This window comes from Vogesella sp. AC12 (assembly GCF_024437575.1).
GTDB classification, from domain to species: domain Bacteria; phylum Pseudomonadota; class Gammaproteobacteria; order Burkholderiales; family Chromobacteriaceae; genus Vogesella; species Vogesella indigofera.
Window position 1 is genome coordinate 55,328 of sequence record NZ_JANFNU010000014.1, and the last position, 20,954, is coordinate 76,281.

A 20,954-nucleotide genomic window follows, 5' to 3' on the forward strand; every position below is an offset into this window, starting at 1 on the left:
TTATTGTTCTGCTGTGGTTGTTTGCGGTTCGAGACGGGCAGTCAGCTCCGACGCGAGGGCGATGTAAGCCTGGGCACCGCGGGCGTTGCGATCGTAGATCAGTGCCGGCAGGCCGTGACTGGGCGCCTCCGCCAGGCGGATGTTGCGCGGGATGACGGTATCGAACACCTTGTCGCCGAAGTGGCGCGCCAGCTGTTCCGACACCTGTTGCGACAGGTTGCTGCGGGCATCAAACATGGTGCGCAGCAGGCCCATAATCTCGATTTTCGGATTGACCGCCAATCGCACCTTGCGCAGGGTATTGACCAGGTCGGTCAGCCCTTCCAGTGCGTAGTATTCGCACACCATCGGGATCAGCACGCCCTGCGCCGCCACCAGCCCGTTCAGCGTCAGCAGGTTCAGCGACGGCGGGCTGTCGATCAGGATGTAGTCGTAGTTGGCCGCCACCTGCTCCAGCGCGTTCTTCAACCGCGCCTCGCGCGCCAGCTCCTGCATCAGCTCGACCTCGGCCGCCGACAGGTCGCGATTGGCCGGCAGCACATCGTAGCCGCCCTGCTTCGCCGGCTGCACCACCTCAGCCACCTCGTGCTCGGCCAGCAGCACGTGATAGACCGAGCGCGACAGCGCGCTCTTGTCGATGCCGCTACCCATGGTGGCATTGCCCTGCGGGTCGAGATCGACGATCAGCACCCGTCGCCCCTGCTCGGCCAGGCTGGCCGCCAGGTTGACCACGGTGGTGGTTTTGCCGACGCCGCCCTTCTGGTTGGCGACCGCGATGATGCGTGCCGTCATTTGGCGACGACGCGCACGAGGTGACGCTCGGCATCCAGGCCGGGCACGGAGAGCGGCAGCACTTCGGACACCGCGAAGTCTTCCGGCAGCTGCGCGATTTCTTCGTACGGGTACACCCCCTTCATCGCCACGAACTGGCCGCCGTCGGCCAGCAGGTGCTTGGACAGCTTGACGAATTCGGCCAGCTCGGAGAAGGCGCGGCTGGTGATGCGGTCGAACTTCTGCGCCGGCTGGTAGGCCTCGACGCGGTCGGTGATCACCTCCACGTTCGGCAGCTTCAGCTCGATCACCGCCTGGCGCAGGAAGGTGGTTTTCTTGTGGTTGGCGTCCAGCACCACCACCTGCAGGTCCGGACGCGCGATCGCCGCCGGGATGCCGGGCATGCCGCCACCGGAGCCGACGTCGAGCAGGCGCGTGCCGCCGGCCAGATGCGGCACCAGCGTCAGGCTGTCGAGCAGGTGGTAGCTGACCATGCGCTCTTCCTCGCGGATGGCGGTCAGGTTGTAGGTCTGGTTCCATTTGGCCAGCAGGCCCAGATAGCCCTCCAGCAGAGTGATCTGCTCCGGCGTCAGCTCCAGGCCGATTGCGGCCAACCCTTGGGTAAGTTCTGCGTGGTGCGTCATGATGAAGTGGGCAATGATTGGAAACGAATAGCCCGATTGTAACGGGTATCAAAAACAAATGCGCCCCGAAGTCGGCACTCCGGAGCGCAGTGCAGCAATTTGGCGCTCAGGCGCCGTGACGGGCGTCGCTGAAGCCGCGCTTGAGGTGCACCAGCAGCAGCGCGATCGCGGCCGGGGTGATGCCCTGAATGCGCGAGGCCTGGCCCAGCGTCTCCGGACGGTGCTGGTTGAGTTTCTGCGACACTTCCTTCGACAGCCCCTTCACCAGCGCATAGTCGATGTCCAGCGGCAGCTTGACGTCGTCCAGCTGCTCGCGCTTGGCCACCTCCTCGTTCTGGCGGTCGATGTAGCCCTGGTACTTGACCTGGATCTCCACCTGTTCCGCCACCACCTCGTCCGCCACACCCTCCCCCGCCTGCGACAGCGTCATCAGCTGGCGGTAGTTGACGTTCGGCCGCTTCAGCAGGTCGTGCAGACTGTACTCGCGCGCCAGCTTCTGCCCGAACATCGCCTCGTCCTCGCCCGGCTGCAGTTTGCCGGGGTGCACGTAGTGCGTGGCCAGGCGCTGCTTCTCCGCCTCCACCGCGTCGCGCTTGCGGCAGAACGCGTCCCACTGCGCATCGCCGACCAGGCCCAGCTTGCGGCCAACCTCGGTCAGGCGCAGGTCGGCGTTGTCTTCACGTAGCTGCAGACGGAATTCGGCGCGGCTGGTGAACATGCGGTACGGCTCGGACACGCCCATGGTGGACAGATCGTCGACCAGCACGCCGAGGTAGGCCTCGTCGCGGCGCGGACACCAGCCGGCCTGTTCGCGAGCAAAGAGGCCGGCGTTGAGGCCGGCGAGCAGGCCCTGCGCCGCCGCTTCTTCATAGCCGGTGGTGCCGTTGATCTGGCCGGCGAAGAACAGGCCATGGATGGCCTTGGTTTCCAGTGTCGACTTCAGGCCGCGCGGGTCGAAGTAGTCGTACTCGATGGCATAGCCCGGACGCAGGATGTGCGCGTTTTCCAGACCGGGAATGGAGCGCACCGCCGCCAGCTGGATGTCGAACGGCAGGCTGGTGGAAATCCCGTTCGGATAGTATTCGTGCGTGGTCAGGCCTTCCGGCTCCAGGAAGATCTGGTGGCTGTCCTTGTCCGCGAAGCGGTTGATCTTGTCCTCGATCGACGGACAGTAGCGCGGGCCGACGCCTTCGATCACGCCGGTGAACATCGGGCTGCGCTCGAAACCGCTGCGGATGATGTCGTGGGTGCGCTCGTTGGTGTGGGTGATCCAGCATGGCAGCTGCTTCGGGTGCATCGCGCGGCTGCCGCGGTAGGAGAACACCGGCTCCGGGGTATCGCCCGGCTGCGCTTCCATCACGCTGAAATCGATGCTGCGGCCATCGATGCGCGGCGGGGTGCCGGTCTTCAGGCGCCCGACCGGCAGGCTCAGTTCGCGCAGGCGTTCGCCCAGCGTCGACGCCGCGGCATCGCCGGCACGGCCGCCGCTGTAGTTTTCCAGCCCGACGTGGATCTTGCCGGACAGAAAGGTGCCGGCGGTGAGCACCACGCTCTTGCCGCGGAAGGTGATGCCGATGGCGGTGATGGCGCCGGCGACGCGATCGCCCTCGATCAAGAGGTCGTCCACCGGCTGCTGGAACAGCGTCAGGTTGGGCTGGTTTTCCAGCACCTCGCGGATGGCCGCTTTATATAGCACGCGGTCGGCCTGGGCGCGGGTGGCGCGTACCGCCGGACCCTTGGAGGCGTTGAGGGTGCGGAACTGGATGCCGCCGATGTCGGTGGCCAGCGCCATGGCGCCGCCCAGCGCGTCCACTTCTTTTACCAGATGACCCTTGCCGATGCCGCCGATCGACGGGTTGCACGACATCTGCCCCAGCGTCTCGATATTGTGGGTCAGCAGCAAGGTATTGCAGCCCATGCGTGCGGCCGCCAGCGCGGCTTCGGTACCGGCATGGCCGCCGCCCACCACGATCACGTCAAAGGTCGTCGGATAAATCATGAAATGCCCGCCTGCTCAATAAGACTATGAGCCGTTGCCGCCGTGCCGCCACCGCATCAAGGTTGGCCGCAACCGGCAGCACCTGCCCGGCTATGGAAAGAACCGGACATTGTAACCGAAATCCGTCACCGCGGCTAAGCCGTTGATTTTCATCACCCTGACTGTCATCAGGGTTTCATCGCCCGGTCACCCGCCGTTCATGGACTGGACACGGCGCTGTCAGAATCGCCGATTAGCATGCAGCCATCGACCCAGCACAGGAATGCAGCATGCAATTGAGCGAACAACTGGCGGTCAGCACCGCCCCCCGGCTGAGCGTGCGACTGGCGCGCAGCGACAAGGATATCCGCCGCGCGCAGAAGCTGCGCTACCAGGTGTTTGCCACCGAGATGGGCGCGCAGCTGGCCTCCGCCGCCGAAGGTATCGACCGCGACGACTACGACGCCCACTGCGATCACCTGCTGGTGGAGGACAACGCCAGCGGCAAGGTGGTCGGCACCTACCGCATGCTGCCGCCGCACAGGGCACGGCAGCTGCCGCAACTGTATTCCGAGCACGAATTCGAGCTATCGCGGCTGGCCGGCATCCGCGACCACGTGATCGAGGTCGGCCGCTCCTGCGTGCACAAGGACTATCGCCGCGGCGCGGTGATCGCCATGCTGTGGGCTGGCCTCGCCGACTACGTGCGGCAGCAGGGTGGCCAGTATCTCGCCGGCTGCGCCAGCGTCAGCCTCGCCGACGGCGGCCATCAGGCGGTCAGCCTCTATCGCCAGCTGGAGGGCAAACATCTGGCACCGGTGGAGTGGCGGGTAACGCCTCACCTGGCCTTGCCGCTGCACCAGGTGCAGGACGACGCCGCGCCGGCGCCGCTGCCACCGCTGATCAAGGGCTACCTGCGCGCCGGTGCCTGGGTGTGCGGCGAACCGGCGTGGGATCCGGACTTCAACTGCGCCGACTTCTTCATGCTGCTGCCGATGAACCGCCTCGACCTGCGCCACCAGAAGCACTTCACCGCCGGCTGAGGCGTGGCGCAAGGTTGGCCGCAAGCCGCTGCGGCCAACCTTGACCGCGCTGTTACAATCGCGGGATGGAATATTCAGTCACCCCCGTCGGCATCATCCACTCGCCGTACCAGGAAAAATTCGGCATCCCGCGCCAGCCGGCGCTGGCCCCATCCGCCCCGGTCACGCTGGAATTGCTGCCGCCCTACAACCAGCCCGACTGCGTGCGCGGACTGGAAGACTTCTCCCACGTGTGGCTGACCTTCGTGTTCCACGACACGCTGGCGCGCGGCTGGCAGCCGCTGGTACGGCCGCCGCGGCTGGGCGGCAACAGCAAGGTCGGCGTGTTTGCCAGCCGCGCCACGCACCGCCCCAACGGCCTCGGGCTGTCACTGGTGGCATTGCAGGGCATCGACACCGGCCACGGCGTCACGCTGCAGCTGAGCGGCGCCGATCTGCTCGACGGCACGCCGGTGCTGGACATCAAGCCCTACATCCCGTTCGTGGAGGCCAGGCCCGACGCCCGCGGCGGCTTCGTCGACGGCCCGCCGCCGCAGCTGGCGGTGTGCTGGAGCGAGACCGCGCGCGCGCAGCTGCAAGCCAGGCCGCAGGCCCCGGCCTGGTTGCCGCAGCTGATCGAGGAAGTACTGGCGCAGGACCCGCGCCCGGCCTACCAGGACGATCCGCAGCGGCGCTACGGCATGCGGCTGGCGGACTGCAACATCGCCTTCAGCATCGCCGACGGACTGGTGACGGTGCTTGAAATAACGCCACTGGCCCCGAACTAATCACTTCGACCCTTTGTCGAACTGTGTCCGGCGCTACACGCAAGAACTTATAAGTGCCGCTTACATTGGAGATTGACACCATGACATCCCGAGCGAAGACCGCCATTCTGGCCCTCTCCCTCATCAGCATCCTTGCTGCCCCGTTTGCCGAAGCCGCACGGCTTGGCAAGGGCCGCAGCGCCGGCATGCAGCGCTCGACCCCGACACAAAGCTACCAGCAGCCTAGCGCCGCACCGGCCCAGCCTGCCGCGCCGATGGCGCCAGCCGCCGCCGGCCAGCAAAAAGGCTCCGGCATCGGTGGCATGCTGGCCGCCGGCGCCGTTGGCGCCGCTGCCGGCTACATGCTGAGCTCCGCCTTTGGCGGCGATGGCGACTTCCCGTGGCTGGGCATCCTCGCCGGCGGCCTCGGCGGCCTAGCGCTGCTGTCCTTCCTGCGCAACCGCGCTGCCCGCCAGCGCCAGCAGGCACCACGCCCGATGTCGGTACCGCACGCCAGCCGCTTCGAACCGGCCGCCGCCGGCCCCAACGGTGCCATTCCACCGATCGGCTCCGGCATGCAACCACAGGGCGGCAGCGGGCTGACGCCACCACCAGCCAGCCTGCAGCGCCTGCCGGACGGCACCGAGATCCCGCACTTCCTGCGCCAGGCCAAGGCCACCTTCCTGCACCTGCAGAACCTGAACTCGGCGGAGAGCCTGGAAGAAGTGCGCAAGTACATGACGCCGGAGCTGTTCAACGCGCTGCGTGACGACATCAGCAGCAACAGCGAAGCGGCCGACTTCCCGCAACTGGACTGCAGCGTGATCGAAGCCGTCAACGAAGGCGGCCGCATGATCGCCAGCGTCCGCTTCAGCGGCACCGTCAGCGAAAGCGTCGGCACCGCACCGGTAGCGTTCAGCGAGGTGTGGCACTACGTGAAGGCTGACAGCAACAGCGCCAAGTGGCTGATCGCCGGCATCCAGCAGGCCTGACCCGGCAGCGCCGCACCATGGCAATGCACAACGCCGCCCAACCGGGCGGCGTTTTTCATGGGGTGCCAGTGAAAACCTGGCCGCGGGCATGCGGCCAACCTTGTTGCGAGGCTGCTGACAAGTGGCTGATCGCCGGCATCCAGCAGGCCTGATCCGGCAGCGCCACACCATGGCAATACACAACGCCGCCCAATCGGGCGGCGTTTTTCATGGGGTGCCGGTGAAAACCTGGCCGCGGGCATGCGGCCAACCTTGTTGCGTTCCCAGCTTAAGGATGCGGCGGTCAGCCATCAGCGGACCGGTATGGCTGATCGCCGGCATCCAGCAGGCCCGATCTGGCAGCGCCACACCATCCCATGCACAACGCCGCCCAGTGGGCGGCGTTGTGCATGGGATGCCGGTGAAAATCCGGTCACCGGACATTGCGGCCAACCTTGCCGCATACCTGCTGACAGACGCAGCGCTGCGGCCGCGATGGTCAGCCGTCAGCGGACCGCCGGACCGGTAACTCCGTCAAAGCCCAGCTCGAACAGCATCTGCTGCTCCTGCTCCTGCTTCACCCCTTCGGCGATCACGCCGAGGCCGATATTGTGCGCGATATTGCACACCCCTTTCAGGAACACCTGGTTGCCGGCGTGCTGCTGGATGTCCTGCACGAAGCTGCCATCGACCTTCAGGTAGTCGATACCCAAGTCGTGCAGCTGCCCGATCAGGCTGAACTGACGCCCAAAGTGCTCGATGCCCAGCTTGCACGGCAGCTCGGCCAGCGCCAGGCACAGCGCACGGAACGCGTCAAAGCGCGGCAGGATGCCGGCCTCCGGCATTTCCAGCCACAGCCGCGCGGCACTGTGGCCGTGCTCGCGGATCTGCGCCACCAGCTGGCGCAGGAAGTGCTCGCTGGCCAACGATTCCGCCGCCAGGTTGACGGCGATGCCGGGACAGTCCGGCTCTGCCGCCAGCTGCCGCAGCGCCATCGCCACCGCCGCCAGATCCAGCCCCGCCACGCGCCGGGTACGGATCGCCATCGGCATGAACTGGCCGGCCGGCAGCCACGCCTCGCCCTGGCGCAGGCGCAGCGGCGCTTCCTCGTGCAGCAGCGCGCCCTGACGGTCACGCACCGCGAAGCGCACCAGGCGCAAGCCGTCGCCCTGCAGCGCCTGATCGAGAATGCCGCCCCACACTTCCGCGGTCGGCGCCGGCGGCTTGTCGACGTTGCTGCCGGCCAGCTCGATGCGCACGCCGGCGGCAAACTCGGACTGCGCCAGCGCCTGATCCAGCCGCGACATGATGTCGCGCACGGTGTCGCCGTCGCGCAGGTCGGTTGCCGCCATCGCCAGCGCGACCGGCTGCGCGGCAAAGCTGCTCAGCAGCGCGTGCAGCTCGTCGTGCAGCTGCTGCAGGCTGGCGGCCTCGGCCTGGCTCGCCGGTAGCAGCAGCGCAAAATCGGCGCCGTTGAGGCGCGCCGCCTGGCTGTCGACACCGAAACGCTGCGTGTCGCGCAGCACGGCGCCGAACTGGCCCAGCATTTCATCGGTCAGCGGCCGGCCCAGCTTGCTGTTGATGTCGGCCAGCGCCTCGATGCGCATCAGCAGCAGCACGCTGCTCTCGTCTTCGCGCTCCTGCAGGTCGGCGCCGAGACGGCCCATGAAGAACTGGCGGTTGGCCAGCCCGGTGACGCTGTCGAAGTTGACCTGGCGGCGCAGCACCTCCAGCCGCGCGGCCTCCTCTTCGAACATCATCTTGACGCGGGTCACCATCGCATTCATCGCCTGTGCCAGCCGCCCCATTTCCGGGCCCGGCGGTTCGGGGATGGTGATGAAGCGGCGCTGGGTAATCGCCTTGGCCTGATTGACCACGCCCAGCAGCTGGTTGCGGATGGTATTGACGCCGAAGGAGCCGATGGCGCCCACCACCAGCCCGGCGATCAGCACCCAGAACGACACCTGCAGCGCGCCTTCCCACAGCGAGGCGTAGGCGTAGCCGGCCTCGCTCTCCACCTCGATGGTGCCGGCCTGCATCCAGCCGCTGCTGACCATCGCCCGCGCCGGCGTCGGCGCCAGGGTAAAGATGTCACGGAACCACGCCGGCGCACTGCCGGACTGGTAGGCGTTGACGCGCTGTACCCGCGGCTTGCCGTCGGCGCCAACCCAGGAGATGCGGCGGAAGTGGCCCTGGTCGAAGGCGGCGTTGATCAGCGTCTCGCCCATCGCCGGGTCGGCCTGGTTCTGGGTGATCAACAGCGCCAGCGAGTTGGCCGCATCGGCACTCTGCGCCGCCAGCTGCTGCTGCAGATAGTTGCGGGCATTGAACAGGTTGGCGGTCAGGCTGCCCGCCGCCGCCAGCACCACCGCCGCCACGACCAGAAACCAGAGCTGTTGAATCAGGGAAACGCGTTTCATCGATGCCGCTTTCAGGTAATAAAGCCTTCGGCCTTCATTTTGTCGATCAACTGTCGCCAGCGGGTCAGCCGGTCGACACTGGAATTGGGGGCCGCGCCAGCGCCGACCCAGATACCGTCGGCGTTGAAGCTGAACACCGGCTGCAAGTCGCTGCGCTGCGAGGCCGGCTTGATGCTGGAAATCAGGTTGTCCAGCACCAGCGGCTCGACGGTCGGCTCGGCATAGTATGCCAGCACCATGTGTGCCTGGGTGATGGTGCTGGCCGGGCCGCCGATACGGGCACGGACATAGATCATGCGCAGTTTCTGCGGCGCCACGCCCAGCTCGCGCAGGGTGAAGTACTTGGCCAGCGCAAAGTCCTCGCAGTCGCCGGCGCCCTTGGCCATGCTTTCCAGCGGTGTCGCCCAGTAGTCCGCCTGCCGCCACAAATCCGTATCTTCAACGTACTTCAATTTCTGATTAAAGAATTGATTTACATTCTGTACACGGTTGATTTCATTGCTATCGCGACGCAGTTGCAACAGCAGTTGCTGCCAGTCGCGGTAAACACGCAGCGCCTGCACGCCGTACAGCTGCTGCACCCGCTCCGCACTCAGCTCTGCCAGCACCAGCCCGGCTAGCGCCAGCAGCAAAGGCACGGCCAGCAAGGCTCTCCCCCAACACCGGGACAGCGTCGCCGCGCAGACTGCGATCTTGTGAATGAAGCTGTTGCCAAGCATGCGGGCCGTGACCTGTGTGGAAATCCGCCTATCTATATTGTCAACGGTGAACTATCTTTCCCTTGACACTGCTTAAATCAATTCCGACAATACATTGTATTAAGTTGATGTTTACTTACTTGCAACTGTCCGATTAATAATTACTGGCATGTCGAGGCTATCATGAACTTCCGCCGCAAACACCTCTACGGTTGTACCCTGGCCGCATTATTGACCATGGTTATCCCTTCCGCATCCTTTGCGCTCGAATTGAAGGACGCAATCACGCAAACGGTGCAGAACAACGCAGAAGTGGGCATGAAGTGGTACAACTTCCGCGCCACCGCGGAAGAAAAGGGTGTCGTCAGCGCCGGCTTCTTCCCGACCGTCGACCTCAGCTACAACACCGGTCGCGAGCGCCTGCGCGAGCCGCAGACCGACGGTTCCGTCAACAGCCGTTCGTTCAACCGTCATGGCTACACCGCCACGCTGAACCAGAACCTGTTCCAGGGCTTCATGACCGTGAACCAGGTCAAGCAGCTGGACTATACCAGCCGCGCCCGCTATTTCGAGTACCTGGCCGCCGCCGAACAGCAGAGCCTGGAAGCGTCGCGTACCTTCATCGACGTGGTGCGCTACAGCAAGCTGGTCGAGATCGCCGAAGACAACTACGCCATCCACAAGGGCATCTACGAACAGATCCTGCAGCGCGTGACGCAAGGCGTTGGCCGCCGCGTGGACCTGGAGCAGATCAACGGCCGCCTCGGCCTGGCCGAATCCAACCTGATCAACGAGATCTCCAACCTGCACGATGTCTCGGCGCGTTACGCCCGCATCATCGGCGAGGCACCGCCGGCCGAGCTGAAGCTGCCGGTGCTGGACCTGAGCCTGCTGCCGGCCGGCGACCAGGTAATGCCGCTGGCGGACAAGCACAACCCGACGCTGCTGGCTGCCCGTTCCTTCTACCGTGCGGCCGAAGCCGATGTCCGCGTCCGTCGCGGCGCCTTCTCGCCGACGCTGGACCTGCGCGCCACCAAGGACGTCACCAACAACGAAGACGGCATCAAGGGCCGCAATTCGCAACAGGCGGTGGAACTGGTGCTGAACATGAACCTGTTCCGTGGCGGCGCCGACCGCGCCCGCCTGGCCTCCTCCGCCGAACGCCAGAGCGAAGCCGAGGCACTGGGCATCAAGGCCTGCCGCGACATGCGCCAGCAGGTCAGCATCGCCTACAACGACGTGTCGAAGCTGACCAGCCAGCTCGACTCGCTGCGCCAGCACCAGCTGTCCACCGAAAAGGCGCGCGACGCCTATCGCCGCCAGTTCGACATTGGCCAGCGTACCCTGCTTGACCTGCTGGACAGCGAAAACGAACTGTTCGACGCCCGTCGCGAGCTGATCAACGCCGAGCTGAACCAGCAACTGGCGATCTACCGCGTGCTGGGTGAGTCCGGCCGCCTGCTGGAAGTCATGCAGATCAAGCCGCAGGACAGCTCGCTGGCCAGCGTCGACGACCTGACCGTACCGGCCTGCCCGACCGACTACGCTCCGGCCTCGCCGCTGGACAAGAGCAAGATCGCCGCCAAGTCCTTCACCGACGATACCATCGTCGCCAAGACCACCCCGTCGGCCATCGAGCGCAATGTCTCGGTGAACGTGCAGGTACAGTTTGATCTGGATTCGGCGCGCATCCGTCCGGAAAGCTACCCGACCCTGGACCAGCTGGCCAGCACCCTGCTGATGCCGGAACTGGGTAGCAAGCGCTTCGTGGTGGAAGGCCATACCGACACCACCGGTGGCGCCAGCCACAACCTGCCACTGTCGCAGCGTCGTGCCGCCGCAGTACGCGACTACCTGATCACCAAGGGCGTGCCGGCAGACCGTCTGGACAGCGTCGGCTACGGCAGCAGCAAGCTGCTGCCGAACCTGGCACCGACCGATCCTAGCCACCGTCGCGTGGTGGTGACCTTCCAGGAACAGGCGCCGATGGGTGCGGTGAAACCGAAAGCCGCCGTGAAACGTCGCGTCGCCAAGCCGAAGCCATAAAAAAAGTAGTACTGCCCAACGCCAAGTGGCCGGTTAATCCGGCCACTTTTTTTACGTCCGCCGCGCGGGCAACCGGCGCTGGCGTTACGGTGCTTGCATGGCCGGGAACACTCGCGCCGCGTTTGCCGCCGTCGCGGCGGCGATGTCGGCCAGCGGCACACCGCGCAGTGCCGCCAGCACTGCGGCAATCCTGGGCAGGTTGTCCGGCGTATTCGGCACCGCCGGTGCCCACTCCGGCGGAATGTCCGGACCGTCGGTCTCCAGCACGATCGCCGACAGCGGCAGCGTTGCGGCCAACCTGCGAATGCGTTGCGAACCCTGATAGGTCATCGCACCGCCAAAACCGAGGCAGAAGCCCAGCTCGATAAAGGCATTCGCCTGCTGCACGCTGCCGTTGAACGCGTGCACCACGCCGCCACGAACCTTGTGCTGACGCAGGTATTTGAGGATGCGGTCATGCGAGCGGCGCGCGTGCAGGATCACCGGCAGCTCAAAGCGGCGCGCCAGCTTCAGTTGCGCCTGCAGCCAGTATTCCTGCTGCTGCGCATCCAGCCCCGGCACAAAGAAATCCAGCCCGCACTCACCGACCGCCACCGGACGCTGCCGCTCCAGATAGTCGGCCAGCAGCGCCAGGTGCTCGTCCCGATGCCGTGCCAGGTACAGTGGGTGCAGGCCGAAGGCGACATCGACGCCGAACTGCGCCCGCATCGCCAGCACCTCGTCAAAGGTATCCGCCATCACCGCCGGCACGATGGCATGGCTGACGCCACTGGCACGCGCCTGTTGCCATAGCTGCGCACGGTTGGCCGCAAACTCCGGCGCATCCAGATGCAAATGGGTATCGACAAGTGACATGGACAATCCTGTTGCGGATGAGTTAAGCAGGCCGCGGCCGATAACGTGTCCTGGCAAGCCGCTCAAGGCGCTTGGCCGTATCGGCACGGACCCGCTGACCGCTCAGCGTGTGGCCACCCTGCGCTGTGTTATAGCCGAAGCACGCCCAGCTGCCGCGATCCGTAACGCCGGAGCATCGCGATGGCCTCGTCCCGTGGCAGTCACTGTTTCGTGCTGCCGCCACGTGAAGGAAAACGGCGAGCGCTGCTGCGCGGTGGCGATCCAGCGCAAGCGGCCGGGGACCGCTGGCGGCGGCAAGCGGACAACAAAAAACCCGCAGAGCCTTGTGCTGTGCGGGTTTGATGCTGTAGCTCGGATTTTTTCGTGGTGCCCGGGGCCGGACTCGAACCGGCACACCTTGCGGCGGGGGATTTTGAGTCCCCTGCGTCTACCAATTTCGCCACCCGGGCGAAAAAATCCAAGACGCGCATTGTATAAGCGGCGTTACGCCTTGTAAAGCTCAGTCCGCCACTTTCAGCTGCAGCGCGCGCTCGTACAACTGCTTCTTGTTGAGGTCGTAATGCGTCGCCACAATCGCCGCCGCCTGCTTGGTCGGCAGCACCGCCGCCAGCTCGGCAAGCAGCGCCAGCGCCGGTGCAGGCAGGCTGTCCGCCGTCTGTGCCACCGGCGCGGCAGCGTCGATGATCAGCACGCACTCGCCGCGCTGCTGGTTGCTGTCGCTGCGGATGCGCTCGGCCAGTTCCGCCGCCGGCAGGCGCAGGAAGGTCTCGAAGGTCTTGGTCAGCTCGCGCGCCAGGATCAGCGGCCGCTCGGCACCGAGGGTGGCGGCGACATCCTCCACGCACTCCAGGATGCGGTGCGGCGCCTCGTAGCAGACCACCGCGTAGTCGGCGTCCTGCCATTGCTGCAGCGTCTTGCAACGTTGGCCGCGCTTGGGCGGCAGGAAGCCGTGGAACAGGAAGCGCGCGGTATCCAGCCCGCTGGCGGACAAGGCGGCGATCACCGCCGAGGCGCCGGCCACCGGCACCACGCGCAGGCCGGCGGCCCACACCGCCTGCGCCAGACGGGCACCGGGGTCGGAAATGCCCGGCGTGCCGGCGTCCGATACCTGCACCACGATCTTGCCCTCCTGCAGCCAGCGAATCACGCTGGCTGCCATTTCGCGCTCGTTGTGTTCGCGCAGGCTGACCAGTTTCTTGCTGATGCCGTAGGCGGCCAGCAGGCTGCCGGTGACGCGGGTATCTTCTGCCAAAACAATGTCCGCGGCGTGGAACCCGGCAATGGCGCGCAGTGTCACATCAGCCAGATTCCCAATCGGCGTGGCCAGCACATATAATGACCCGTTGACAAACGTTTCCTGGGCAGAATTCATCAAGTGATCAAGCATTGTCTGCACGTTTTGGCTCCCTGGTTATCCGGCACAGCCGTTTTAATGGCGGCAAGTGTAGCCGCTGCACAGTCGCCGGGCTATATCCTTCAGCAAAATCAGCAAACGCTCCGGAACATCGGCGCCAGCGCTGCCTCCGCGCCGCTGGCCAGCCCTGCCGTCGCGGCACCCGCCACGCCTGCCGCCAAGCTCAGCGACAACAAACCGCGCCTGCATCTGGGGCTGCTGCTGCCGGTGGAGGCACCGCAGCTGGGTGACGCTGCCCAGGTGGTGAAGGCCGGTTTCGATGCCGCCGCGCAGCAGGACAGCAACGTCCAGCTCAGCTTCGTCGCGCTGGCCAGCGAGAACGACGCGGTGAAGGGCTACCAGCAACTGCTGGCGGCCGGCGCCAACGTGATCGTCGGACCGCTGACCCGCGAGGGTGCGGCCAACGTGGCGGCGCAAGCCAGCGTGCCGACGCTGGTACTGAATACGCTGAGCAAGGCACCGGCCGGCGGCAAGGTGTGGAGCCTGTCGCTGGCGGTCGAGAGCGAGGCGCGCCAGATCGCGCGCATGATGCGCGACGACGGCCGCAAGGCGCCGCTGGTGCTGTTCAATAACGATGCGCTGTCGACGCGCCTGCGCGCCGCCTTCAGCGAAAGCTGGACGCAGCGCCATCCGAGCGCGCCGCTGGAACTGAACATGACGCAGCCGGACGGCGCGCAGCTGAGCACGCTGCTGGCCGGTGCCGACAGCGTGTTCCTGGCACTGGACGACAAGGAGGCCGAGGCCAGCCGCGCGCTGCTGCCGGCCGAGCTGGCCGCCTACGCCACCTCGCTGATCAATACCCGGCAAGCGGCGCCGGCACTGGACGGCGTACGCTTCGTCGACATGCCGTGGTTCCTGATGCCCAATCACCCGGACGCCGCCGGCATCGCCCGGCCGGCCACGCCGCTGACCAAGGCCACCGAGCGCCTGTATGCGCTGGGAGTGGATGCTTTCCGCCTCGGCAAGGCGCTGGGGCAGAGCCGCAATCCGGCCAGCATCCGCCTGCGCGGCGTCACCGGCGACCTGCAACTGGGCAAGGACTGGGTAATCCAGCGCGAGCTGCCGACCGCCATTCGCGGCGAGTCGCAATGAGCAAGGCCAGTGGCGACCACTACGAAGCGCTGGCCTGCCGTTTCCTGCAGCAGCAGGGGCTGACGCTGGTGGAACGCAACTGGCACTGCCGGCAGGGCGAACTGGATCTGGTGATGCGCGACGGTGCCTACTGGGTGTTCGTCGAAGTACGTGCCCGGCAATCGGCCCACTTCGGCGGCGCCGCCGCCAGCATCGGCAGCGCCAAGCAGCACAAGCTGCACACTGCGGCCAACCTTTATCTCAGCAGCAAACGCATTGATGCCCCCTGCCGTTTCGACGCCGTGCTGTTCGATGGCAGCGAACAGGCCCGGTGGCTGAAAAACATTTTCGGTTAAGCGCCACCGAAACAAAGGAAAAACATGGATTTGATCGAACGTGTCAGCGGACACTTCCTTGAAAGCATCGCCATCAAGCAGCAGGTGATGGACGAGCTGTCGCCGGCCGTGGCGCTGGCCGCCGAACGCATGGTCAGCTGCCTGATGAACGAGGGCAAGATCCTCGCCTGCGGCAACGGCGGTTCCGCCGCCGACGCGCAGCATTTTGCCGCGGAAATGATCGGCCGCTTCGAGAAGGAACGCCCGGGGCTGGCGGCGATGTCGCTGGCCACCGACAGTTCGATCCTCAGCGCCATCGGCAACGACTACGATTTCGACATGATCTTTTCCAAGCAGGTGCGGGCACTGGGCCACCACAACGACCTGCTGCTGGCGATCTCCACCTCCGGCAACTCCGCCAACGTCATCGAAGCGATCTATGCCGCACACGAACGCGGCATGGGCGTGATTGCCCTCACCGGCAAGGACGGCGGCCAGATCGCGGAAATCCTGTCACCGGAAGACATCCACCTGAATGTGCCGAGCCTGCGCACCGCGCGCATTCAGGAAGTCCATATCTTGTTGATCCATGCACTGTGCGATGCCATCGATTGCATGCTGCTGGGAGGAGAATGATGAAAAACCGTTTGCTCGCACTGCTGCTGGCCAGCAGCGCTGCCGCCAGTCTCAGTGCCTGCTTCCCGCTGGTTGCCGGCGGTGTGGCCGCCGGTGCGCTGGTGGCCACCGACCGTCGTACCAGCGGTGCCTATGTCGAGGACCAGGCCATCGAGCTGAAGTCGTTGCGCCAGAGCAGCGAACGCTTTGCCGGCGCCCGCATCAGCATCACCAGCTACAACCGTGCGGTGCTGATCAGCGGCGAGGCGCTGAGCGAGGCGCAACGCCAGGAAATCGAGATGATGGTGCGCGGCACGCCGAACGTGCAGCGCGTCTACAACCACCTGGTGGTGGCCCCGGTGGCGACGCTGGCACAGAAGAACAACGATCTGTGGATCACCACCAAGGTGCGCACCCGCCTGCTGGAAGGCAAGGGCTACCCACCGCAGGCGATCAAGGTAGTGACTGACCGCGGCGTGGTCTACCTGCTCGGTCTGGTCACCGCCAGCGAAGGCGCCGCCGCCGCCGATGTCGCCAGCCGTACCAGCGGCGTGCAGCAGGTAGTCACGCTGTTCGAAACCCTGGCCGAGACACCGGCAGCCAGCATCCAGCCCGGCAACTGAGTACCACCACGGCAATGAAAAAGGCGACTCGCGAGTCGCCTTTTTGCTGGGTACCGGCAACGGCTACAGGCTGCGCCCCACCCCCGGCATCAGCACGTCGCTGCACAGCACGTGTTGCACCTCGTCGATCTCGATCGCCATCGACAGCGTGACGCAGATGCGGGTATCGGTCATCGACAGGTAGGGCTCGCTCATGTACAGCACGCCGGGCTGGTCGATCGCGTGCTGGAAGTAGGCGCGCCGCGACCACACCGCGCCGGTGGTGTCCTCCAGCGGGGAAAAGCGCAGGCTGTCGCCGATGTTGTTGCGCCCGGAATTGAGGTTGCGCCCCTGCTGGCGACCCTCCTGATCCAGCAGGAAGCAGCGGATCACGTCCGGCAACTGCAACATCGGTTTTGCCGCCACCTCGAATTCGCTGCCCTGCATCAGCGCGATCGCCGTCTGCACAAAAGCCTGCCGCGACAGTTCCATCTGGCGGCGATTGAGCTTGCGACGTAGCAGTTCGCGGTTCATCAGCTCGTCCCACTTGGCGTCGAGCCGCGGCGTGATCAGCTGGTCGCTGTCCGGCACCGCCGCAGGGCGCGCCACGTAGTAGCCCTGCACCAGGTCGCAACCGGAATCCAGCGCCACCACCACGTCGGAGTCGCTTTCCACCCCTTCCACCACCACCAGCGCACCAATTTCGTGCATCAGCCGCACCAAGCGCGACAACAGGGTGCGCGTGCGCTGCTGCGTCACCGCGCTGCGCAGCAGGTGGCGGTCAAACTTGACGAAATCCGGCTCCAGGCTGCACACCCGGTCGATATTAGAGTGGCCGACACCGAAATCGTCGATCGCCAGCAGGCAGCCCTGCTCCCGCAACAGCGCCACGCCCTCCAGCAGGCGCGCATCCAGCTCGATCGCCTGCTCCAGCACCTCCAGCACCACCGACTGCGGCGCGATGCCGGACTCGGCGATGATGATGCCCAGCTGGTTGGCGTAGTCCGGATCGGACAGCGTCATGGCATCGACATTGAGGAACAGCCAGCGCTGGGCATGGCCGGCATCGGCAAAACGCTGGCAGTGCGCGGCGCACACCGCCAGATCCATCGCCACCCGCTCGTCGCGGCGGATATAACGCTGGTACACCTCCAGCGGCGACAGCGAGACCTCGTTCTCCGACGCCCGCAGCAGCGCCTCCATGCCGACCGTACGCCGGTGCGCCAGGCTGTAGATGGGCTGAAAGTGGGAGTTCAGGACCAGGGAATCCCGCATCGGTATGTTATTCACAGCAACGCTCCGGCAAAAGTTGTACGCAGACTAGCAATTGCTGTTCCAGTTTAAGTGAGGTTGGCCGCAAGCCCAACCTCGATAACAAAAAAAGACCGGCAACGGCCTGATGGCAGCCAGTGAATGCTGACTGCTATCAAGCCGTTGCCGACCTTTTGTTCCCCTTTTCCCCTTGCCTCAATCCGTTTTCAGGTTGGAATTGTTTTTCAGCATGTCGATGATCTGCTGATCGGTCGCCCCTACCCCGGCCAGGGAATCCAGTGCCACGCCGGTCAGCACAATCTGCTGATCGGTGGCCGTGCCATAGTTGCTGCCGTCGAACTCCCCGCTGTAACTGATCTGGACCAGCGTGTTGCTGCCGTCCGCACTGAAGTGCAGGTATTGCTGCAGATTACTGCTGTTTTCTCCTTGCAGCAGGTCGCGCAGATCAAGGGAGTCGCCTTCACTGGTTTTGAAGTCATTCACGCTGACGATATCGGTGGCCGCACCACCACCCAGCCCCTGATCGCCCAGGCTCCACTTGAAGGTGTCGCTGCCCGCGCCGCCAATCAACGTGTCATTGCCGAAACCGCCATACAGCACATCGTTGCCATCACCGCCGTACAGGGTGTCATTGCCCAGCCCGCCCATCAGCACGTCGTTACCGGCACCGCCATACAGGGTATCGCTGCCGGCACGACCATCGATGAAATCGTCGCCGTCACCGCCAGTAAGGGTATCGTTACCGACCGTGCCGTAGATCATGTCGTTGCCGCCCTGCGCATCCAGCGTCTGCCCGGTTACCGCGATCGGGCCGCTGACCGCAAACTCACCACCATCGGTGTCGCTGCTCAGCCAGTCACGGTCGGCACCATTGCCCGCCGTGGCGCTGTCAAAGTCGGTGGCATAGTCACCCTGATAGTTGTTATGCGGCCTCACGTACTCGTCCGAGTTGATGATGTGTACGTTGGTACCGCTGGAGAGGTCATCACCAAGCAACTGGAGCTTGAACTGGTCATTCTGGTCCATCACCACATCGGTATCACCGGCGGTCAGGTAGAAGCGGAACAGGGTGTCGCCATTGGCGGTGTACAACTTTTCCCAGTAGCCGGTGGTGCCGGTTGGCAAGGACAATGCCAGCAGGGTAAGCCCGACAGCACTGATATCGTCGACCCAGATGTCCCAGTGGATGGTGCGGCCGGCAAACAAGGTGATGTCACCGTCCTTGGCTTTAATATCGAACGACTGATGCTGGGAGCTGTAGTTCATTAGCCAGGCACCGTCATCACCGTAGAGCACCGGCGGCGGGTAGTCGTCATCCACGATGGTCGCGGTGGCGCTGTCCTGGTAAGTGCTGCCGTTGCTGCTCAGCGTGGCGCCGAGGGTGAAGGTTTCGTTCGCTTCGTCGCTGCTGTCATCCACCGTGGTGGTGCGGATCAGCAGGTTGCTGTCGCCTGCGGCCAAGGTGATGGCGCCGCTGTAGGTCGTCCAGCTGCTGCCGCCGTCGCTGCTGTACTGGAAGTTGCCGGAAGCGTAGTCCGCCGGGCTCAGCGCCGAGCCGTCGGCCAGGGTCAGCTGCAGCGTGCTGCCGGCAGCGGCGCCGGTGATGTGCAGCTCGAAGGTGGCCAGCTGGCCTTCCGGCACGGTGATGTTGCCGCTTTCTGTCGCCGCCGCGCCGAAGAAGATGACGGGGATGTCGTCGTCGACGATGGTGGCGGTGGCGCTGTCATTGTAGCTACTGCCATTGCTGCTCAGCGTGGCGCCGAGGGTGAAGGTTTCATCGGCCTCGTCGACACTATCCTCCGCGGTGGTGGTACGGATCAGCAGGTCGGTCTCGCCGGCGGCCAAGGCAATGCTGCCGCTGTAGATCGTCCAGCTGACGCCATTGTTGGTGCTGTACTGGAAGTTGCCGGATGCGTAATCCGCCGGGCTCAGCGCCGTACCGTCGGCCATGGTCAGCACCAGCGTGCTGCCGGCGGCGGCGCCGGTGACGTGCAGCTCAAAGGTGGCCAGCTCGCCTTCCGGCACCAGGATGTTGCCGGTTGCCGTGTCGCTCGCGCCGAAGAATATTTTCGGGATGTCGTCGTCGACGATGGTAGCGGTGGCGCTGTCGCCATAGCTGTTGCCACTGCTGTTCAGCGTGGCGCCGAGCGTGAAGATTTCGTTTGCCTCGTCGACACTATCTTCCACCGTGGTGGTGCGGATCAGCAGGTCGCTGTCGCCTGCGGACAGCGCGATGGCGCCGCTGTAGGTCGTCCAGCTGCTGCCGCCGTCGCTGCTGTACTGGAAGCTGCCGGAAGCGTAGTCCGCCGGACTCAGCGCCGTGCCGTCGGCCAGGGTCAGCACCAGCGTGCTGCCGGCGGCGGCACTGGTGACGTGCAGCGCGAAAGTGGCCGGATCGCCTTCCGGCACGGTGATGTCGCCGCTGGCGGTGTCGCTCTCGCCGAAGAAGATGGTCGGGGTGTCATCGTCGATGATGGTGGCGGTGGCGCTGTCGTTGTAGCTGCTGCCATTGCTGCTCAGCGTGGCACCGAGCGTGAAGGTTTCATCCATCTCCTCCGCATTGTCACCGACCGTGGTGGTACGGATCAGCAGGTCGGTATCGCCTGCGGCCAACGTAATGGCGCCACTGTAGGTCGTCCAGCTGCCGCCGCCATCGCTGCTGTACTGGAAGCTGCCGGAAGCGTAGTCCGCCGGGCTCAGCGCCGTGCCGTCGGCCAGGGTCAGCACCAGCGTGCTGCCGGCGGCGGCGCCGGTGACGTGCAGCTCGAAGGTGGCCGGATCGCCTTCCGGCACGGTGATGTCGCCGCTGGCGGTGTCGCTCTCGCCGAAGAAGATGGTCGGGATGTCGTCATCGACAATGGTCGCGGTGGCGCTGTCGCCGTAGCTGCTGCCGTTACTGCTCAGCGTGGCGCCGAGGGTGAAGGTTTCGTTCGCTTCGTCGACGCTGTCGCCGACCGTGGTGGTGCGGATCAGCAGGTCAGTATCGCCTGCGGCCAAGGTGATGGCACCGCTGTAGGTCGTCCAGCTACTGCCGCCATCGCTGCTGTACTGGAAGCTGCCGGAAGCGTAGTCCGCCGGGCTGAGCGCCGTGCCGTCGGCCAGGGTCAGCACCAGCGTGCTGCCGGCGGCGGCGCCGGTGACGTGCAGTTCGAAGGTGGCCGGCTCGCCTTCCGGCACGGTGATGTCGCCGCTGGCGGTGTCGCTCTCGCCGAAGAAGATGGAGGGGATGTCGTCGTCGACGATGGTGGCGGTGGCGCTGTCGCCGTAGCTGCTGCCGTTGCTGCTCAGCGTGGCACCGAGCGTGAAGGTTTCGTTTGCTTCGTCGACGCTGTCGCCGACCGTGGTGGTGCGGATCAGCAGGTCAGTATCGCCTGCGGCCAAGGTGATGGCACCGCTGTAGGTCGTCCAGCTACTGCCGCCATCACTGCTGTACTGGAAGCTGCCGGAAGCGTAGTCCGCCGGGCTCAGCGCCG

17 protein-coding genes and 1 tRNA gene are annotated in these 20,954 nt (G+C 65.3%); 8 read left to right on the plus strand and 10 right to left on the minus strand.

From position 1 onward, the window contains the following. The 3 genes from NOM55_RS16125 to mnmG form a co-directional block, all read right to left on the minus strand. Positions 1–792, minus strand: a complete 792-nt coding sequence (locus tag NOM55_RS16125; RefSeq protein ID WP_255909656.1) for a ParA family protein — start codon at positions 790–792, stop codon at positions 1–3. Then, positions 789–1,415, minus strand: a complete 627-nt coding sequence (gene rsmG / locus NOM55_RS16130) for a 16S rRNA (guanine(527)-N(7))-methyltransferase RsmG (RefSeq protein ID WP_047968214.1) — start codon at positions 1,413–1,415, stop codon at positions 789–791. Before rsmG ends, NOM55_RS16125 begins: the two co-directional genes overlap by 4 nt. A gap of 106 nt (positions 1,416–1,521) precedes the next feature. Next, positions 1,522–3,414, minus strand: coding sequence for a tRNA uridine-5-carboxymethylaminomethyl(34) synthesis enzyme MnmG (mnmG, locus tag NOM55_RS16135; protein WP_255909658.1), 1,893 nt, complete (start codon positions 3,412–3,414; stop codon positions 1,522–1,524). A 269-nt stretch (positions 3,415–3,683) separates the two neighbouring features. Here mnmG and NOM55_RS16140 point away from each other — a divergent pair, with 269 nt between their 5' ends. The 3 genes from NOM55_RS16140 to NOM55_RS16150 all read left to right on the plus strand — a co-directional run bounded on the left by NOM55_RS16140 (position 3,684) and on the right by NOM55_RS16150 (position 6,174). Continuing rightward, positions 3,684–4,436, plus strand: a complete 753-nt coding sequence (locus NOM55_RS16140; protein ID WP_255909659.1) for a GNAT family N-acetyltransferase — start codon at positions 3,684–3,686, stop codon at positions 4,434–4,436. A 65-nt stretch (positions 4,437–4,501) separates the two neighbouring features. Beyond that, positions 4,502–5,203, plus strand: a complete 702-nt coding sequence (tsaA, locus tag NOM55_RS16145; protein ID WP_255909660.1) for a tRNA (N6-threonylcarbamoyladenosine(37)-N6)-methyltransferase TrmO — start codon at positions 4,502–4,504, stop codon at positions 5,201–5,203. Positions 5,204–5,283: 80 nt separating this feature from the next. Further along, the gene (locus NOM55_RS16150) at positions 5,284–6,174 is read left to right on the plus strand and encodes a Tim44 domain-containing protein (RefSeq protein WP_255909661.1); all 891 of its coding nucleotides are present in this window, start codon (positions 5,284–5,286) and stop codon (positions 6,172–6,174) included. Between the two features lie 485 nt (positions 6,175–6,659). On the opposite strand, the gene NOM55_RS16155 is transcribed toward NOM55_RS16150, so the two are convergent. After that, positions 6,660–8,573 carry an EAL domain-containing protein gene (locus NOM55_RS16155; protein WP_255909662.1) on the minus strand — a complete coding sequence of 638 codons (1,914 nt, stop codon included), beginning with the start codon at positions 8,571–8,573 and terminating at the stop codon, positions 6,660–6,662. A gap of 11 nt (positions 8,574–8,584) precedes the next feature. After that, positions 8,585–9,211, minus strand: a complete 627-nt coding sequence (locus tag NOM55_RS16160; protein ID WP_255909675.1) for a transglutaminase-like cysteine peptidase — start codon at positions 9,209–9,211, stop codon at positions 8,585–8,587. 297 nt (positions 9,212–9,508) lie between these two features. Here NOM55_RS16160 and NOM55_RS16165 point away from each other — a divergent pair, with 297 nt between their 5' ends. Further along, a complete protein-coding gene (locus tag NOM55_RS16165) occupies positions 9,509–11,317 on the plus strand; it encodes a TolC family outer membrane protein (RefSeq protein WP_255909663.1) in 1,809 nt (602 codons plus the stop codon). A gap of 84 nt (positions 11,318–11,401) precedes the next feature. On the opposite strand, the gene NOM55_RS16170 is transcribed toward NOM55_RS16165, so the two are convergent. The 3 genes from NOM55_RS16170 to rsmI form a co-directional block, all read right to left on the minus strand. After that, positions 11,402–12,172 (minus strand): TatD family hydrolase, encoded by a 771-nt coding sequence (locus tag NOM55_RS16170; RefSeq protein WP_255909664.1) that lies wholly within the window; start codon positions 12,170–12,172, stop codon positions 11,402–11,404. A 364-nt stretch (positions 12,173–12,536) separates the two neighbouring features. After that, positions 12,537–12,621: transfer RNA gene (locus NOM55_RS16175), tRNA-Leu, on the minus strand. Positions 12,622–12,671: 50 nt separating this feature from the next. After that, on the minus strand, positions 12,672–13,559 hold the full coding sequence (rsmI, locus tag NOM55_RS16180) for a 16S rRNA (cytidine(1402)-2'-O)-methyltransferase (RefSeq protein WP_370687882.1): 888 nt from the start codon (positions 13,557–13,559) through the stop codon (positions 12,672–12,674). A 45-nt stretch (positions 13,560–13,604) separates the two neighbouring features. Here rsmI and NOM55_RS16185 point away from each other — a divergent pair, with 45 nt between their 5' ends. Genes NOM55_RS16185 through NOM55_RS16200 form a run of 4 tightly spaced genes read left to right on the plus strand, consistent with a single transcriptional unit; the run spans position 13,605 to position 16,230 of the window. Beyond that, positions 13,605–14,678 carry a penicillin-binding protein activator gene (locus NOM55_RS16185; protein ID WP_120812463.1) on the plus strand — a complete coding sequence of 358 codons (1,074 nt, stop codon included), beginning with the start codon at positions 13,605–13,607 and terminating at the stop codon, positions 14,676–14,678. Next, complete coding sequence (locus NOM55_RS16190; protein ID WP_255909666.1) at positions 14,675–15,013, plus strand: YraN family protein; 339 nt, start codon at positions 14,675–14,677, stop codon at positions 15,011–15,013. Before NOM55_RS16185 ends, NOM55_RS16190 begins: the two co-directional genes overlap by 4 nt. A 24-nt stretch (positions 15,014–15,037) precedes the next feature. Then, on the plus strand, positions 15,038–15,628 hold the full coding sequence (locus NOM55_RS16195) for a phosphoheptose isomerase (RefSeq protein WP_255909668.1): 591 nt from the start codon (positions 15,038–15,040) through the stop codon (positions 15,626–15,628). Next, a complete protein-coding gene (locus NOM55_RS16200) occupies positions 15,625–16,230 on the plus strand; it encodes a BON domain-containing protein (protein WP_255909671.1) in 606 nt (201 codons plus the stop codon). The genes NOM55_RS16195 and NOM55_RS16200 overlap by 4 nt, the downstream gene beginning before the upstream one ends. A 63-nt stretch (positions 16,231–16,293) precedes the next feature. Here NOM55_RS16200 and NOM55_RS16205 read toward each other — a convergent pair whose 3' ends face one another. Together NOM55_RS16205 and NOM55_RS17380 are read right to left on the minus strand one after the other, a co-directional pair. After that, positions 16,294–17,484 (minus strand): EAL domain-containing protein, encoded by a 1,191-nt coding sequence (locus tag NOM55_RS16205; RefSeq protein WP_255909673.1) that lies wholly within the window; start codon positions 17,482–17,484, stop codon positions 16,294–16,296. Between the two features lie 192 nt (positions 17,485–17,676). Then, a partial coding sequence (locus NOM55_RS17380) for a Calx-beta domain-containing protein (RefSeq protein WP_370687883.1) occupies positions 17,677–20,954 on the minus strand: 3,278 nt, incomplete at its 5' end.

Excerpts from the sequence above, each read along its gene's own strand:
- NOM55_RS16125 (WP_255909656.1), bottom strand. The coding sequence starts at position 792 with ATGACGGCACGCATCATCGCGGTCGCCAACCAGAAGGGCGGCGTCGGC.
- rsmG (WP_047968214.1), bottom strand. The coding sequence starts at position 1,415 with ATGACGCACCACGCAGAACTTACCCAAGGGTTGGCCGCAATCGGCCTG.
- mnmG (WP_255909658.1), bottom strand. The coding sequence starts at position 3,414 with ATGATTTATCCGACGACCTTTGACGTGATCGTGGTGGGCGGCGGCCAT.
- NOM55_RS16140 (WP_255909659.1), top strand. The coding sequence starts at position 3,684 with ATGCAATTGAGCGAACAACTGGCGGTCAGCACCGCCCCCCGGCTGAGC.
- tsaA (WP_255909660.1), top strand. The coding sequence starts at position 4,502 with ATGGAATATTCAGTCACCCCCGTCGGCATCATCCACTCGCCGTACCAG.
- NOM55_RS16150 (WP_255909661.1), top strand. The coding sequence starts at position 5,284 with ATGACATCCCGAGCGAAGACCGCCATTCTGGCCCTCTCCCTCATCAGC.
- NOM55_RS16155 (WP_255909662.1), bottom strand. The coding sequence starts at position 8,573 with ATGAAACGCGTTTCCCTGATTCAACAGCTCTGGTTTCTGGTCGTGGCG.
- NOM55_RS16165 (WP_255909663.1), top strand. The coding sequence starts at position 9,509 with ATGGTTATCCCTTCCGCATCCTTTGCGCTCGAATTGAAGGACGCAATC.
- NOM55_RS16170 (WP_255909664.1), bottom strand. The coding sequence starts at position 12,172 with ATGTCACTTGTCGATACCCATTTGCATCTGGATGCGCCGGAGTTTGCG.
- rsmI (WP_370687882.1), bottom strand. The coding sequence starts at position 13,559 with ATGCTTGATCACTTGATGAATTCTGCCCAGGAAACGTTTGTCAACGGG.
- NOM55_RS16185 (WP_120812463.1), top strand. The coding sequence starts at position 13,605 with ATGGCGGCAAGTGTAGCCGCTGCACAGTCGCCGGGCTATATCCTTCAG.
- NOM55_RS16190 (WP_255909666.1), top strand. The coding sequence starts at position 14,675 with ATGAGCAAGGCCAGTGGCGACCACTACGAAGCGCTGGCCTGCCGTTTC.
- NOM55_RS16195 (WP_255909668.1), top strand. The coding sequence starts at position 15,038 with ATGGATTTGATCGAACGTGTCAGCGGACACTTCCTTGAAAGCATCGCC.
- NOM55_RS16200 (WP_255909671.1), top strand. The coding sequence starts at position 15,625 with ATGATGAAAAACCGTTTGCTCGCACTGCTGCTGGCCAGCAGCGCTGCC.
- NOM55_RS16205 (WP_255909673.1), bottom strand. The coding sequence starts at position 17,484 with ATGCGGGATTCCCTGGTCCTGAACTCCCACTTTCAGCCCATCTACAGC.